Raw genomic sequence first — 16,227 nt, forward strand, 5'->3', positions numbered from 1 at the left:
CCCTTCTGGAGGGCAGATCATGCATCAGAAGGGATCAACTCGGCAACACGCCTGCTCAGGCGGCCAGTCCATAGACCCCACGAACTCGTTCCACTTCCCGCATCGACCACGCGACCTGCGGTTTCTCGCCCGTCTGATGCAATTCCCGAGGGTTGTAGTAGCAGCGGGTCGACTGGTAGGAGTCGTGGTCCATCAGGGGTGAGAGGACCTCGATAGGGACGCCGGCGTCCGCGTGGCGCTGGGCGAAGGAGTGCCGGTAGGTGTAGGGGAAGATCTTCTCCTTGTCGAAGACCGTGCCGTCGTCGAGTCGGAACTCCGGTAGGGCGGTGACCCATTCACGGTGCACCCCGCTGAAGTGGGTGGAGTCGATGCCCTTGGCCCCGAGCTGGTTCATCACCGATGACGGCAGCAGAGCCAGCTGGGACAGCGGCTGGCTCGGGTAGAGGAGGCGGACGCGTTCTTGCTGCTCGCGGATCACCTGTGCGGTGGGTTCGTGGATCGGCAGCTCACGGCGGATCCGCTGTTCCTTCCAGTTGTTGTAGACCAGGACGGGCTTGCCCTGCCGGTCCCGGTTCAGGCAGTGGAATTCCAGCTTGCAGATCTCCTCCGGGCGCCGGCCGGTGTCCATCATCAGCTCCACCGCGACGCGCAGCTCCCGGCACGTCATCTCCTCGAACAGGTCCAGGTGCGCGCAGAGCTGCCGCATCACCTCCGGCGGCAGGTCCTGGCTCTCCTCCGAGGGCTCTGGTGGTTTCGGGACGTCGTGCCGGGTGATCACGAAGTCGTCCGGCAGCCCGGCCATGGGCCCGGCTGCCCTGGTCAGGCCCATCACGCGTGCCTGCCGGAGGACGTTGCGGGCGGCTCTGACGTAGGTGGTGCGGGTGTCGGCGGCGATGCGGCCATTGGCCTCCAGGAACGTCATGCGGTTCAGATGGTTCTCGATGTCAGACCGCCCGAGCGCCGCCGTGTCCATGCCGTGGTCCTGGCGGGCGTAGAGGCTCCGGGACAGGAAGGCCAGTCCGGTCAGGTGCTGGCGGGCGTGGGAGGACGTGCTGCGCGAGCGAGCGCGGGTCAGGTAGTCGCGGGCCCAGCGCTTGGCGGTCTCCTTCAGCCAGGGCTGGTGGATGTCGGTGAACTCCACCGATCCGCGGTGCCCGAAGACGGCCAGGTCCCAGATGTCCTTGCCGTACTCGCCTTCCGGGGACTTGAACGCCCGCAGCGCGTATGCGGTCAGGCGGTTGAGCAGCACCTTCGCGGTGCTGTTCGCCTCCAGCCCGGGGACGTCCTCCAGGCAGCCTGCCAGGGAGGGACGGATGGTGCGGTCGATGAGCGAGCGCAGCCCGCCGATGTCGGTCTTTGCACCGCGCCGGCAGCGGTGCTGCAACCCGAACAGCAGCTGCGCGACGACCAGGTCCGCCAGGCCCCGGAAGCTGATCTCGGAGCCGCTGCATCCTGACGGCACGGTCCGCAGCCACAGCTGCTCGTCGAGGTCCGCCTCTGTCTTGCGGAGGTGGTTGAGCTGCTTGCCGTGTGGATGGCAGAGCCGGTGGCCCACGGCGGTCACGGCCTGCCGGGTGCAGGCGAGCACGCCGCAATCACCCAGACGCGGCAGGGCCAGGGCCGCGGGGCTGGCGAGGAACTCCGTCAGTGTGCCGCCGAACTGCTGGTAATGGTGCCAGTGCGAGCGACACAGCGGCTGGCTGCGGGAGTTGATCCAGGTTCGCTCGCATCCGCCGACCCGGCACGCGCCCGGACCCACCCGCGGGGCCGTGCGCGGGAGCGTGACGAACTCCTCCAGCGGCAGTCCCGACTTTCGGTGCTGGTCCTGGCATGTCCGGCACAGACCACGGCCCTTCGACGGCAGATCACACTCCGGCACCGGGCAGGCCCGCATGCCCAGCATGGGATGGTCGACCGGCGCGCTCAGGACGCGGCGCCCAGCGTCCCAGCCGACCTCTGCGAAGAACTTCGGCTCGATCAGCGACCACAAGAACGCCGCCCGCTCCTCCTCGCCGGCGCCCGGGGCCGGCGGCGCCGCCGGCAGCGTCACCGCCGCGGTCATCGCTCTCCTCCAGCCAGGTCGCGCGGCGAAGGCACCCGCTCCACGGCCCGGCGCAGCCGGTCCGGGTCCGGGTGCAGATACGGCTCGGCGCTGGACAGCCGCTCGTGATCGAGCAGGGCGGCCACCTCGTCCAGGCTGCCGCCGGCGTCCGCGACGTTGCTGGCCATCGCGTGCCGGAGCATGTGCGGGGTCACGATCCTCGACAGCCCTGCCCGCTTCGACAGCCGCTGAAGCAGCTCGGTGATGCCGTCCGGGGTCATCGGGGCGCCCAGCGGCTCGGCGAACAGGTTCACCAGCACGAAGTCGCTCGCCGCCCCGTGCTGTAGCGCCATCCGCTCGATCACGTACTGGTCGTGGGCCTGGACCACCAGGAAGTCGACCGGTTTGGCCTTCCCCGGCCAAGCGGACCGCTGGCGCTTGGCCCACGCCCCGTTGGCGTTCTCCCGCCGCAGGACGTGCAAGTGGGAGCCGGTCACCCGGCAGCCCAGCGCGGTGGAGTCCGGCATGAAGTGCATGTCCTCGCGCCGCAGGCCCGCCGCGGTGCCGCGGCGCAGTCCGGCCCGGGCGAGCAGCAGCACGATGAAGCGGTCCCGGGCGTTGCGGCAGGCCACGAACAGCGCGACCGCTTCGGCGTCCGTGGCCCGGTCCCGGCGCTTGCGCGGGACCTGCACGCGGTGGCGGGCCTTGAGCCGGTAGCTCATCCCCTCGCCGCGGGCCTCCTCGGGCAGGTCCCAGTCCTCGGCCACCTCGTAAAGCTGGACCAGGACCTCCGAGGGCACGGTCTTCGCGGTGATGCCGTGCAGCAGGAACTGCCGCACGCCGGTCAGCACGTTCCCGATCCGGCCTGGCTGCCGGCGGGGCTCCGTCCCGGGCCCGGCCATCACCACCCCGCGGCCTGCGACCGGCCGCTCGATCCCGGTGGCCTCAGGTGTCCCGTACTTCAGCCACACGGTGAACAGCCCGAGGTCCACTGCGGCGGTCCGCCAGTCGCGGCCGGTCCGGGCGCACCAGCGCAGGTACAGCGCGATGTGCCCGGCGTACGTACGCGTCGTCAGCTCCGCCTGGTCCCTGCCGAACCGTACGTACCGCAAGAATGCGTCCGCCGCCGGCACCACGGCCAGTTCCTCGTCCAGCACCGTCCAGTACCCGGCACCCGAGGGCAGCTGCACACGAAACGCCCGCAAGGTTTCCTCCACTCCATCTGCAACGTGTCGCAACGATCACGACAGCTCCAGAGATGCGAGGAAGAACCCCAGCTCACACGGTCAGACGCAGCGTCCTACGACACGTCGAAGCGCCAGGGAGAACGACCACCAGGAGCACGGCGTCGCGGGGGTCGGCGGTGACTCGGTCGCGGACGACGTCGGCGTAGGACTGGGAGCCGAAACCCACAACACACCAGGCCAGCCGGCACCCCACGCACCAACAAGCCCCTCCGAGCGTCAGCATTTGACCATCCCTGCGGCGGGTCCTCAGGGGCAGCGGTGGCCCGGGGCGGGGTGGGCCATCCATACCGCGACATCGGCGACCCGTAGCGCGCTGACCGTCTCGGGCAGGCCCGCACTCTGCCGCAGGCCAAGGAGTCGGTGGTGCAAGGCCGCGTCGTCCTCGCGCAGGGCGGTGCGCAGATCGGTCCAGAACGACGGCGGGTGGCCGAGCGCACAGCGCACGACCCGGTCGTAGACCGGCAGCAGCCGCGGCCGCTTACGGGCTAAGAGCTTCCCGGCGATCACCCACCCAATCTTGTACTGGTCCTCCAACAAGCACCAGGCCCGGTACGCTGGCGAGCCGTCCGCGACGACCGAGGCATCGGCGTCGGACAGATCAGTGTCGGAAGGGATGCCTCGCAGCAGTTCGGACAGTTGGGTGCCCAGCGGGCCTTCCAGCAGGTCGAGGGCGACGGGCGCGGGGACGGTCACCGACAGGGTCTGCACCGCCACCAGGTCCTCTGCGGTGAACCTGTCCGCGACCTGCCGACGGTCACCCCCGCCCGCCAGGTGCTCGAACCGGCCCCCCGTGAACGCGCCGGCACCCGGGGGCAGACCGATCCCGAAGTAGCGGCGCAGGTCGTCCACCACCCGCTCCGCATCCAGAACGACGTGCAGGCGCTGCCCCACCACGGACGGCTCGCCGTCGGAGGAACCAGGCCCCGCGACGAGCTCGTTCATCTCAGATACCTGTGCCCTCATCTGTGTCAGTTGTGGCCGGTGGCGTCGACTGGGCCGCCCATACCTCGCTGATCAAGGTGAAGGACGTAGTGAGCATTCCGGCCCCCCAGCGTGGGGGCATGACGGAATGAGCCCTCTGGCCGTGGGCGATGCGGTTGCGGAGCTTGCGCCCCTCGTGGAGGAACTCCGTCTGCCGCTCGGTCAGGAGGCCACTCTCCTTGCCCTGCTTGATGAGAGCGTGGAGCGGCTTCGTGCCGGAGTCAGGGATCTTGGCCCGGAGGACGATCTCCATCGCGATCAGGGCGTGCAGGAGGGCCACGGCGGAGAACTCGTAGCAGAAGTACGAGTGGCGCAGGAGCTCGCGGGAGGTGTGCAGCACCGTTGCCGCGGACTGCGGGATACCGGAGGGCACCGTCAACCCGGCGACGACGTCGTGCATGTCAGCGTACTGGGTGACGAAGTGATGGGCCCGGGGGTCGGGCACGGGGAACGGCAGGCGCTGATCGGCGGCGGCGTTCCACGGCAACTGGGAGGTGGGGTTGCCGCCGTCCTCAGCGCAGCTATTTGGTGACGGTGGGGTCGATCCACGCTCCGTAGCCCTCATGGGTGCTGAAGGACTCCAGGGTGGTGAGCTTGATGCGGAAGGCTTCGCTGATGTCGATGGTCACCTTCTTCACGGTGTCCCCGGGGGCCATCGTGAACTCTTTGACGATGACGTCGTCGACCTGCACGGTGAAGGTGATGACGTCGCCGGAAGGCGTGCTGTCCGAGACACCGGCGCTGGCGGTGAAGGTCGAGTACTCGCGGTTGAGCTGCCAGGTGCGTTCGGCCTCGAACGCGTACAGGTCTTGGGGTATTCGCGAGTATTGACGGTCAGGGCGCCGGCAGTGAACGAGCGCTTGGTGCCCTCCGGGTAGACGTCCATCGGCACCAGATCCTCGATCAGCGACCAGCTGTGCTGCTCCGGCGCGGGCGTACTCGGCGTCGCGCTGGCCGAGGGAGCCGTGCGGGAGGGCATTGGCGCGGAGGACCTGGTGGTGCCGGGCGTGGCCGACACCGGCGACGCGGCCCGGTTGTTCGCGTCGTTGGTACCGGTCGCCCAGATGCCGACCGCGGCGCCGCCGCCCGCCAGGAGCACGACGGCCACCGCGACGCCGATCAGCACAGGAGCCCGCCGGCCGCCGCCGGACTTCGACGGCTCCGGCACCGTGGGCGGCTCGGGAGGCAGGGGCGGCACCGACGCCTGGTGCACTCCCGCACCGGCCCCGGTTCCCGCCGGCACCAGGTCGCCCGAGCCCTCGGCCGCCTCCACCACCGCCAGACGACCCCGGCAGTCGTCCAGCTCCGTGACCAGGGCACCGCGGCGGTGGACGAGCTCGTCCCTGCGTTGCGCCAGGGCCCGGCTCTCCTCCTCGAGCCGGTGCCGGCGTTCCTGGCCCCCGGCACCGGGCGAGGCCTGGACCCGGCGGGTCTCCTCCTCCAGGTCCAGACGGAGCTGGTTCTCCCGCGCACGGACCTCGGCCAGATCGTCGCGGAGCCGGCGCAGCGCCTCCTCGCCGTCCAGGAGGCGCAGCAGGAGGGAGTTCTGGTCGCTGCCGCGGACGTCGGCGCCGGTGTCGACGAGGACGGTGCGGTAGGCGGTGAAGAGTTCCGTGTGGCGTTGAGGGGCGGCGGGGTCGTCGGTGCGGCGGGCGACTTCGGTGAGCAGGTCGTGGAGGAAGTCCCACGGCGGCAGGTTCGTGCCCAGGGTGTACTTGCGGACCGTGGAGTCCTTGTATGCGGGGAACCGGGCCGCGAACTCGCGCGAGCTCAGGCCCGTGAGGTCCAGCAGGACCTTCAGCCGGGCGCCGAACTCGGCTTTCAACCGGTCCTTCTCCTCACGCGCCTGCCGACGCGCGAGGATCCCGTCCTCCCCGCCGCCGTCACCACTGTGTGCCACCTGTGCTCCCCCTCACCAGAATCCGGTGCCGCCCGGCACGGAAACAGTTGGTCTGGCGCAGTCGCCCACCACCAGGCCCAGCGGTCACTGTAGGGCCAACTCAGCACGTCGCAGGGCTGGTTGAAACGGCATGGGCCGTTTCGTCCTCGCCCTGGCCTGAACCCGCACCCCCGAGGTGCCCGGTTGCCCGCAGGAGGCCCGCCATGACCCACCACCCCCGCCCGGGGCGCACCCACGACACAGGAAGCGAGGCCTGACCATGCCCGTCTCGCCGAACCTCGTGCCCGCGTCCGTCACCGCCGTCTCCGGCCTGGCGACCGTCATGGCCGGCGCACCCTGGTGGGGCGTCGTGATCTGCCTCGTCCTCGCCCTCGCCGCCACGTCGATGCAGACGCTCTTCCCGCAGGACTCCCCCGACCGGCTCACCTGGTGGACCAACCACCGCGAGCACCGCCACCTCCGCCGCACCCAGCACCAAAACCGCCGTCGGTGTGTTCGTCCTGGACCACCCGCCTGACGGGCCGTAGCCCCGGCAGACAGGCCGCGCGGGGACACGGCCTCCCAGGTCGGCCTCCCAGCTCCACGACGAACACCACCACCAGGCAGGGCTTCGTGCGCGGACACGGCTGTACCGGATGGCGGCGGTTGCTGTCAGTCGTATGCCGATTCCGGTCAGTTGGGTGCCAAAAGGCTGGGATACCTGGAACCCGGACGGCAGACCGTGCTGTCCCGTACTCGGCGGAGAGGGGCCGCACATGCCGGGAAGCCGTGGCGAGGATCCCGTGGGCGGCCCCGCGAGCGTGTTCCCGCCCGAGTTGGGGCGGGCAGCGGCGATGCCCCGGCTGCTGGACCTCGACGGGCGCGGTGAACTGGCATCCGCGCACGTACGTCTGGTAGCCCAGGCGTTGGGGAAGTCAGAGCGGACGGTATGGCGGTGGCTGGCCGCCGCCCGGGAGGATCATCGCCTCGCCCGGGTGGAGGCGTCCCATTTCACGGTCACCACAGAAGTCCGGCGGCTGCTGGCACTGTGGGGCGGTAACGCCTCCCGGGTCCACGCCGAGCTGGTGCAGCGGGCGGCCGAAGATCCGAACGCGCCCGCGGTGCCGTCCCTGTCGACGTTGCACCGGGCGATCCGCCGGGACCTGACCCGCGGTGAGCGGGCCGGACTCAAGAGCGGGGAAGCCGCCCGCCGTGCTCACGACGTCTTCGGGCAGCGTCCGCCGACGCACCGCAACGCGGCGTGGGAGGGCGACCACAAGCACGTGCCCGTCGAGGTCGACGTGGAAGGTGAGCTGGCCACGCCGTGGGTGACCTGGTTCATCGACTGCGCCACCAAAGCGATCACCGGGGTCGCGGTCACCGCGCACGCGCCGAGCCGCGACGCGGTGCTGGCGTCCCTGCGGATCGCGATCACCCGCACCGAGCCATTCGGACCCGTGGGCGGGCTGCCCGGTCAGATCCGGGTCGACCGCGGCAAGGAGTTCCTGTGCGCAACGGTCACCGCGGCCATGGGCGCGCTCGCCGTCCCCGTCACCGATCTGCCCGCCTATACACCGCACTTGAAGGGCACCATCGAGGCGTTGAACGACGCGGTGGAGGAGATGTTCCTCGTCTCCCTCCCCCGCTACACCGGCCGACAGAAACTCACCGGTGGCCGGATCGCCGACCCCGATGCCCCGCCGCTGGCCTATGAGGCATTCGTGGGGCTGCTGCTGGACTGGGTGGCCTGGTGGAACACCCGCCACCACCCGTCCGCGTTGAACGGGAAAAGCCCCGTCGAGGCGTGGCAGGCCGATGCGACGCCGCTTACTGATGTGTCCGCGGGGCAGCTGGCGACGTTCGCTCTGGAGGACGACGGTCGTACTTACACGATCAGTACCAGCGGGGTGCGGTGGCGGCGCCGCGATTACCTCGCCCCGTGGATGAACGGCCGTACCGGCACCAAGGTGTCGGTACGGCATCTGCCCCATCACGACGACACCATCGAAGTCTTCGACGCTACGACCGGCCGCCACCTTGGTTCGGCGTTCCTGGCCACTGCGGCGAGCCGTGAGCAGATCCGTGCCGTCCAGGCGGCACGGACCGCGGCTGCCCGCCGTCTCAAGGCCGATCTGAAGGCCGCGGAGAAGCTGCGCCGCCGGCGCTTCGAAGCCTCCACCACCGCCGCCCCGCCCAGGCCTCTCACCTCCTCGACCTCCGCCCAAGCCGAAGAGGAGCTGGGCGCGGCTGCGCAGACGGACCGCCGTGCGCTGGCCCGTCCCGACTTCATTCCGCACGGCCCCGCGCCCGATACCTGGGCCCGCCCCAGGCCCCCGCGCACACCTACTCCTGATGAGGACCACCGCTGATGATCGCCGATCTGGACTACGGACTGCTGCCCGACGAGAGCGAAGACCACTTCCTGGGCCTGGAGCAGGCGCAGCTGGTCGGCACCGACACACTGCTCACCACGCGGGACAACATCGAGGCCGTCATCGAGGCCAAGGCCATGATGTGCGTCTACGGGCCGGCCGGATCCGGCAAGACGATGTCGGTGAACTCGGCCCTGCGCCACCTCGCCCCGGACATCACGCACCGCCTGGAACTGCGGGCCGGACCGACCCCGCGCGACATCCGCCATGGTCTCTTCCAGGCGCTGGGGCTGCCGGGAGAGCCGCCGGCCCGCCCGATCGAGTTCGACACCCTCCTCAAGGAGGCGCTCGCCGAGGAGTTCCGGGTCCTGGTCTGTGACGAGGCACAGTGGATGAAGAAGACCGGGTTCGAGTTCTGGCGCCACCTGTGGGACGACAAACGCACCAACATCGCGGTGATCTTCGCCGGGGGCGACGGCTGCTACAAAGTCCTGCGCCGCGAGCCCATGCTGGCCTCCAGGATCTTCATCTGGCAGGAGTTCGCCCGCATGTCCAAGGACGAGGTACGGGCCACGATCCCCGCCTTCCACCCCGTCTGGGCGGACGTCGACACCGCGCTGATCGACGCGATCGACAAACAGGCCGCCCACGGCAGCTTCCGCAACTGGGCCAACATCACCACCCACATCCTGACCGGCATGAAGAAACTCAACCTCAAACAGGTCGACGAAGACCTCGTGCGCTGGGTCTACAGCAAGATCGGCGGCATGTAGTGAAGGTCAGCAGCGCTACCCCGGTCACCGCCATCATCGACCAGGGCGACCACCCCGCCTGGACAGCTGCCGCACACGCCGCACACGATCCGGACCTGGGCCGTCTGACCATCGACCCCAGCCCCGCCAACGGCGCACCCGCCGCCCTCGCCCACGACCTGCTCTACGCCCTGGGCAAACGACTCCCCTCGGGCGGAGAAACGTACGGAACGTGGGCCGACTCCCAGCGCCCCGCCTGGGACGCAGTCGCCGCCTGGATACTCACCCACCACATCGGGCACCTCATCATCTGCCGCACCGACCGCCTCACCACCGCCCGCCAGAGACAACTACTCGCCCTGCGGGAGCGCTGCGGCACCCGCCTCACCCTCCTCTGGCACCGACCGGTCACCCCCGCCCTGAAAACGCTCCTCGAAGAAACCCCACACCACCTCATCGACAGCCTCCCCCAGGCCCGTATCGCTCTGGACCGGACGGAACACTCACCTACCGGCACACCAAGCGCCGGACAGAAGCGACCCGCCGAACCAGCCCCTTGCCAGGACGCCGGGCAGTGGATCACCTCCCCGGCACCGTCGGACGGTGAAGTGACAGACCGTCCGAAACGTGCCCGGTGCCAAGGCGCACCCGAGCTCGCCCTCACGATGAGCGACGCACCGGCCGCGCGAGGACATGACCGCATACCAGCAGACGTCCTCGCCGCCCGGCTGACCACAGTGGCGCACCCGCTCCACGCGACAGCCCTGACCATCCACGCGGTCACTGGGGCAGACATCAGCCGGCTCGCGCTTATCCGCGGTATCGACATCAACGAAACAGCGACCACCGTCAAAGTCCACGACAGCACAGCCCACCGCAGATGCCAGGTCTACCCACTACCCACCTGGACACGCCGCCTCATACGCGCGGCAGGCATTCACGGACAGCTCAAGGACCGTGCCCCAGACAGCCCGCTCTTCCCGCTCATCACGGTCCAAGACGGCGAACAACTCCGCCTCACCGCAACAGGAATCCGCTACAACCTGAAGCCCACACCGTAGAAGGCGACACCGTCCGCCCCGCCCCCAACTCTCGGCACCCAGCACCTGCCACCACAGCCCTGACCAGCGATTACACACCCCACGCTGTACCGATCGGCAACCAACTGACCTGCATAATCACCAAAAACGTCAGCACCAGCTCGGCATCCATGACAGCAGTCGAGCCGCCCACGACAACCCACTGAACGGCAGAGAGTTCGTTACTTACCCACTGACATCACAACGCCGAACTACCACCGACAAAAACCCGCAGATCATCACCATCGGCCCCACGGACCGGGTCATCGACCTGTTCGACGGCGAGGTCGAAGAGACCGTCTCCATGCTGGGCCGGTTCGGCCTCGGCGAACCGCGGCTGATGATGTCGCGGCCGGAGCATCTCTCCGACGGGCAGTACCACCGGCTCACCCTGGCCAGGCTGGCTCATAGCGGGAGCGGCCTGATGGCAGTGGACGAATTCTGCTCGAACCTGGACCGTGCCACGGCCAAGGTCATCGCCCACAACTTCCAGCGGGCCTGCCGCTCTCTGAACCTGCACGCCGTCGTCGCCACCGCCCACGACGACCTGCACGACTTTCTCTGCCCGGATGAACACGTCCGGCTGGACTTCGACAGTACCGTCCGCACGACCTCGGGCGGCTACACACCGGGTGAACGCATCGAGGAGTGGATCGACGAGGAGTTCACCGAGTCCGCGGGAGACCGCTCCGACTACGAGCGGCTGGCCGGCTACCACTACCGCGCGGAGGATGAGCGCTGGATCGACTGGGAGAATCTCGTCACCGAGGTGCGCACCATCCGTGTGGGCAGCCTGCTCGCCGCCGTCAAAGTCTTCTGCCGCCCCTTTCCCCGTGAGTTCGAGGCGCTACCCACGCTTCGCGCGATCAACGAGGCCGTGCTCTGCCAGGAACGCGTCATCGTGCACCCGGCCTTCCGCGGGCTGTCACTGAACGCGCGGATGTGGCCGGGGGGCGCGCCGGGGCGGAGGATTCTCTTCGCGCAGTCCGCACTGGGCCGACTCTTCCCTTTCCATCTCCATGCCGGCTACCGGCGTGTTGCACACCCCTCGGAGTCCCCCACCCAGGAGCAGCTGGACCTGGTCACCGCACTGCGCCGGCACGACCACGGCATCAACCCGAACTCGACCAAGGCCATCGCCGGAGCTCTGAGGAGCGTGACCGAGAGCGCGCTCGCGGAGATCCGGGCCGCGGCCGCGGCGGCTTTCGACGTCGCCACCCGGCGGCAGATCGTCTTCCTGGCGGGACTGTCCGGCATCGAAGTGCGGTCAGCGGACCTGGACTTCGTGAGCCGGGCCTCGTCCGAAGCGGCACACTCCGCCGACGCGGAGTCCCTGGCAGTGATGGTGGAGACGGCGACCCCCTTCAGGATGGCCGGGTTCGTCCGGACGTGGTCCCCCGAACATGGATGGCGTGTGAGAGCACATGGAACCTCTGAGGACAGCAGCATGCTCCCGGCCGGCCGCGGCTGACCAGCAGAGACCGCCACTCGGAGTGGACCCGTCCGCCATGACCGGAATCGCCGGGCTGCTGGAGGAGATACAGGCGTCAACCGCCATCCGGATCGACCTCTTCATCGAGCGGGCACGCGGCGACGAGTGCTTCATCCTGGACGACGCACCCGCCGTTGGCGAGTCCTTCCAGCAGACGGGCTTCTCGGTGAGCGTTCGGCACAGCAAAGGCACAGGCCACGCCGCCGCCAACAGCCTCTCCCGCGACGGCATCAGACACGTCATCGAGACCGCCGCCGGCCGGGCCGCTGCCGACGGGTTGCCCACGGGCCGTCTGACAGCCGCCCTGCACCAGGCTGTCCAACCATGGGGGCCGTCGCCCGCCGCGAGGACCGGGCAAGCGCCCGGACCGGCCTGGATGGTGGAGCCTCTCCGGGCGGCCCACGCGGCGGCCCGGCACGCGCCACGCGGCTGCGCCCGCCTTGCCTCGGTCGCCACCTCGTACTCCGGGGTGGCGCGGGACTTCGTACGCCTCGCCCCCGCCAGGTCCCACCTGGAGGGGGCGCAGCAGCGGTACCTCGTCTCCTGCCGGGCCATCGCGGACGGCGCCGGTGGAGCCGCCGTCGGATACCGGAAGGCCGGTGTCCGGGAGCTCGACGCGTGGGCATCCGGCCACGACATCATCGGCATCGGACGCGAGGCCGGCCGTGCCGCCCTGGCCAAGAGGGGAGCAGAGGCGGTTGACGAGCGGAATGCCACGCTCGTCATCGGAGCCGGCGCGAGCGGCGTGCTCGCCCACGAACTGCTGGGGCATCCGCTGGAGGGGGACGTCGTCGCGCACGGGCTGGCGGGCGTGGACTGGCGGAAGGGCGACCGGATCGGCCCAGCCGGGCTGAACGTGATCGACGATCCGGGGTTCGCGGGTGGTTGGGGCAGCTACGCGTACGACGACGAAGGTGCCCCCGCCCACCCCCGGCAGCTCGTCCGGGACGGTGTGGTCGTGGCGCTCATCGAGGGTGCGGGACGGCAGCGCAGGCAGTCGTTCCGGCACCTGCCGTTGTGCCGGATGAGCAATGTGCGCCTCGAGAACGGCCGGGACGATCCGGCCGCCCTGACCGCCTCCGTCGCCCACGGCTACCAGGTCTCCCGGCTGGGCGGCGGGGCGGTGCGGGAGGACGGCACCTTTTCCCTGGGCGCGGTGGATATCCGCCGCATCCGCAACGGCGTGCCGGCCGAGCCGATGGCCGACGCTGTCGTCACCGGAGAGGTGGCGGCCGTCCTCATGGGCATCCAAGGCATCGGTACCGACTTCGCCATGGGGAGCCCCGCCTCCTGCGCCAAGTACGGACAGGAGGTTCCGGTGGGTGACGGCGGTCCCACCGTACTGGTGACCGGGGTGACCCTCCAACCGTCCGAATAAACCGGTGAATCCGTGACCAGGCAGCAGCCGTCACACCGTACGACCGGCTCCACCGTGAGTCCGAACCGAGGAGACATGCAGACGTGATCAACGTGGATATTGCCATCGTGGGCAACGGCATCCTCGCCCTGTCCACGGCCTTCGAGCTGACGGGCCGGGACGGGTCCCTGTCGGTCGCCGTCATCGGCCCGGACAGCCAGGCAGGCGCGGCTACACCGGCTTCCGGCGCCATGCTCAACTGCTTCGCCGAAGTCACCAAGTACACGCTGCACTCCGATGCCTCACGCGCCAAGTTTGAGATGTGCCGGGACGCGCTGTCCCTCTGGCCCGACTGGCTGGATCTGGTCTGCGACGTGTCAGGCCACGACCGGCCGCACAATGTTTCCGGCACCGTCGTCATCGAGAACACCGTCTCCGGCGACCTGGACTCGGAGAACTTCGACGCAATGCTGGAGGCGGCCGCCAAGTACGGCGAGAACCACGAGCTCATCAGCCCGCGTGGAATCACCGGCCTGGACCCCACACCCTCTTCGCGGCCCCTGCGTGCCCTGTACTTCCCCGAAGAGGGCGCCGTCGACAGCGGAGCCCTGTACGAGGCGGTCCGGGCGGCCCTCGTGGCGCGCGGCGTCCAGTTCGTCCCCCAGGCTGTCAGCGCACTGTCGCGCGATGGTGACCGGGCGACCGGCGCGACACTCGCGAACGGCGAACGTGTCCGTGCAAACGTGGTCCTGGTGGCCGCGGGCGCGTTCACCACCCCCCTCCTCGACACGGTGCTCGCCCCCGACGACGTCCAGCCGGTGTTCTCCGGGACCGGTATCTCCACGGTCACCCGCCGCACCGAGGCCGAACAGTTCTGCCATGTCGTGCGGACCGTCAACCGCGCCGGCTCCTGCGGCCTGCACGCCGTTCCGTTCCCACAGGGCCGCGACTACGTCGGCGCGACCAACGTCGTCTTCGCCACCCCGAGGACACGCCCCTCGGCAGGACTCAGCCACTTCCTCCTGCAGTGCGCCATCGACCAGCTGAACAACGACTTCGCATTCGCCGAGATCGACGAATGGCGCGTAGGCAACCGTCCGGTGTCCCTCGACACCTTCCCCCTGCTCGGCCCCGGGCCCCTCGACCAGCTCCACATCGCAACCGGGACCTACCGGGACGGCTTCCACAACAGCCCGCTAATCGCCCGGATCATGGCTGACGGCATACTCGGCGCCGAGCCGTACGTGCACCCCTTCCTCCCACACCGCCGCCCCATCAGCGTGTTCACCGCGGCCGAGAGCGCCGCGGAGACCGCGTACCAGGGGGCGTGCACCGGTTTCGAAGCATCCCTCGTCCTGCCGCGGCTCTGGCGGCACCAGGCGGTGCCGGCACTCTTCAGCTCGGGCGCGGCGCACATGTACGAGGATCTCGGCTCGCCGCACGGCCTGTCCCCCGACATCGTGCCGTTCCTGGTCGCGGGTGCGTTCAGCGAGAATGGGCCGGACCGTGCCGCATACCTCAGGGTGAAAGCGCTGCTCGGCAACCGCGGGGCCACATCGGAACTGGAGACGACGCGTTGACCACGGATTCGAGCGACATCGTACGGGGCGAGAGCGGACAACCGACGGCGGATGCCCCGGGTGAGGCCGCCACCCCGTCCCCACGGGTGGCTCGGCGCGTGGCCCTCCCCTTCTACGCATACGCCGTACTCGCCAACTCCCTCTTCCAGCGCGGCGTGTTCGTCCTCTACCTGGCCCATCAGGGCTTCTCCGCCGCCCAGATCGCGCTGCTGCAGACGCTCCTCTACATCATCAGCGCGCTGGCCGAGATCCCCACCGGAATCATCGCGGACCGGGTGGGCCGGCGGGCCAGCATCATGATCGGCCAGGTGCTGATCGCGAGCTGCCTGGTGGGCCAGGTGACACTCTCCGGTTTCCCGTCGTTCGTCGCGCTCTTCGCGCTGCAGGGCATCGGTATGGCCTGCGTCTCCGGCGCCGACACCGCCCTGCTGTACGACCTGCTCCGCCGCCGCGGTGCCGAGACCCACTACGTGAAGGTGAAGTCCCGGTACGCGACGTTCGCCGCTACGACCATGGCACTGGCCATCGCATTGGGCGGCAGCCTGCAGAAGGTCTCCTGGGAGCTGGTATATCTGGCCTCCGCCGGGTCGCTGCTACTCGCCACGGCCGTCCTGCTGACCCGGGTGTCAGAGGTCCGTGGACAGGACGCGGCCGCACTCGACGCACCGGAGGCCGCTGCCACGGGGGGCGAAACAGCCGGAAAAGCCGCCGTACTCCGCAGCCTGACGCCCCGGCTGGCGTCCCTGGTCGTGGTGTCCGGACTGATGCACGCCACGATGACCCCGTACCTCATCTTCGCCCAGGAGGCCCTGAGCGATCAGGGCATCGCCACCACACTGGTGAGCGTGGTGATGTCCGCCGGCTTCCTCATCGGCGGCTTCGCTCCCCTTCTCGCGGACCAGGCCGACCGGCGACTGGGCGTACACCTGCTGGTACCGCTGACCCTGCTCGTCCTCGTCGCCGCCCTCGGACTCAGCAGCCTCGGCCTGGCCTGGCTGACGATCGGGGTCTTCCTGCTCGCCGTCGGTGTGCCCGACACCACCGCGGTGGTCGTGGACAACGTCTTCAACGAAGGCGTCCCCTCCCGCTACCGAGCGAGCCTGCTCTCCATCATTACGTTCGTCGAATCCCTACTGATCGGCTGCGGCTACCTCGCACTGGGCCAACTGATGGACGCGTTCGGGCCGAGCAGCGGCCTTGGCTGGTATGCCGTGGTCCCCGTCCTGGCGCTCCTCGTCAGTGTGCCCGCCCTTCGCCAAGGGCGGTGGGTGAAGACGGCGCCGTGACGACGAGAAGGCGGCCCGGGACGTCCGCTGCTGAGGGACGTCCCGGCGCCTTCCTCCCCTCCTTCATCCCGAACACATTCGAGCAAGACGCTCTTGCCGTTCTTGCCCAGGCCGTAACCGACAAACAGCCCCGCCGCACGCCTGGCGAAATCTCACCCGCC

At 69.5% G+C, this 16,227-nt stretch carries 13 protein-coding genes; 8 read left to right on the plus strand and 5 right to left on the minus strand.

The genetic code is table 11. From position 1 onward, the window contains the following. Window positions 1-55: 55 nt before the first annotated feature. The 5 genes from QT196_RS00085 to QT196_RS00105 all read right to left on the minus strand — a co-directional run bounded on the left by QT196_RS00085 (window position 56) and on the right by QT196_RS00105 (window position 5,957). Entirely contained in the window at window positions 56-2,062 is a 2,007-nt protein-coding gene (locus tag QT196_RS00085; protein WP_290354028.1) for a site-specific integrase, read from the minus strand. Next, a complete protein-coding gene (locus tag QT196_RS00090; RefSeq protein WP_290354029.1) occupies window positions 2,059-3,246 on the minus strand; it encodes a tyrosine-type recombinase/integrase in 1,188 nt (395 codons plus the stop codon). Before QT196_RS00090 ends, QT196_RS00085 begins: the two co-directional genes overlap by 4 nt. 288 nt (window positions 3,247-3,534) lie before the next feature. Beyond that, window positions 3,535-4,230, minus strand: a complete 696-nt coding sequence (locus QT196_RS00095; protein WP_290354030.1) for a DUF6308 family protein — start codon at window positions 4,228-4,230, stop codon at window positions 3,535-3,537. Window position 4,231: 1 nt separating this feature from the next. Then, on the minus strand, window positions 4,232-4,669 hold the full coding sequence (locus QT196_RS00100) for a hypothetical protein (RefSeq protein ID WP_290354031.1): 438 nt from the start codon (window positions 4,667-4,669) through the stop codon (window positions 4,232-4,234). 121 nt (window positions 4,670-4,790) lie between these two features. Then, window positions 4,791-5,957, minus strand: a complete 1,167-nt coding sequence (locus QT196_RS00105) for an NPCBM/NEW2 domain-containing protein (RefSeq protein WP_290356587.1) — start codon at window positions 5,955-5,957, stop codon at window positions 4,791-4,793. 471 nt (window positions 5,958-6,428) lie between these two features. Here QT196_RS00105 and QT196_RS00110 point away from each other — a divergent pair, with 471 nt between their 5' ends. The 8 genes from QT196_RS00110 (at window position 6,429) to QT196_RS00145 (ending at window position 16,066) form a co-directional block, all read left to right on the plus strand. Further along, entirely contained in the window at window positions 6,429-6,686 is a 258-nt protein-coding gene (locus QT196_RS00110; protein WP_290354032.1) for a hypothetical protein, read from the plus strand. A 238-nt stretch (window positions 6,687-6,924) separates the two neighbouring features. Then, window positions 6,925-8,517: a transposase family protein gene (locus tag QT196_RS00115; protein WP_290354033.1), complete on the plus strand. Its 1,593-nt coding sequence runs from the start codon at window positions 6,925-6,927 to the stop codon at window positions 8,515-8,517. Continuing rightward, complete coding sequence (locus tag QT196_RS00120; RefSeq protein WP_290354034.1) at window positions 8,517-9,293, plus strand: ATP-binding protein; 777 nt, start codon at window positions 8,517-8,519, stop codon at window positions 9,291-9,293. Before QT196_RS00115 ends, QT196_RS00120 begins: the two co-directional genes overlap by 1 nt. Then, window positions 9,293-10,333 (plus strand): hypothetical protein, encoded by a 1,041-nt coding sequence (locus tag QT196_RS00125; protein ID WP_290354035.1) that lies wholly within the window; start codon window positions 9,293-9,295, stop codon window positions 10,331-10,333. Before QT196_RS00120 ends, QT196_RS00125 begins: the two co-directional genes overlap by 1 nt. A gap of 322 nt (window positions 10,334-10,655) precedes the next feature. After that, window positions 10,656-11,822 (plus strand): hypothetical protein, encoded by a 1,167-nt coding sequence (locus QT196_RS00130; RefSeq protein WP_290354036.1) that lies wholly within the window; start codon window positions 10,656-10,658, stop codon window positions 11,820-11,822. Between the two features lie 37 nt (window positions 11,823-11,859). Further along, a complete protein-coding gene (locus QT196_RS00135; protein WP_290354037.1) occupies window positions 11,860-13,221 on the plus strand; it encodes a TldD/PmbA family protein in 1,362 nt (453 codons plus the stop codon). Window positions 13,222-13,304: 83 nt separating this feature from the next. After that, window positions 13,305-14,780: an FAD-dependent oxidoreductase gene (locus QT196_RS00140; protein ID WP_290354038.1), complete on the plus strand. Its 1,476-nt coding sequence runs from the start codon at window positions 13,305-13,307 to the stop codon at window positions 14,778-14,780. 98 nt (window positions 14,781-14,878) lie between these two features. Further along, window positions 14,879-16,066, plus strand: a complete 1,188-nt coding sequence (locus QT196_RS00145) for an MFS transporter (protein WP_168483439.1) — start codon at window positions 14,879-14,881, stop codon at window positions 16,064-16,066. Window positions 16,067-16,227 lie beyond the last annotated feature (161 nt).

The sequence above is a fragment of the Streptomyces sp. P9-2B-2 genome (assembly GCF_030406865.1).
Classification (GTDB): Bacteria; Actinomycetota; Actinomycetes; order Streptomycetales; family Streptomycetaceae; genus Streptomyces; species Streptomyces platensis.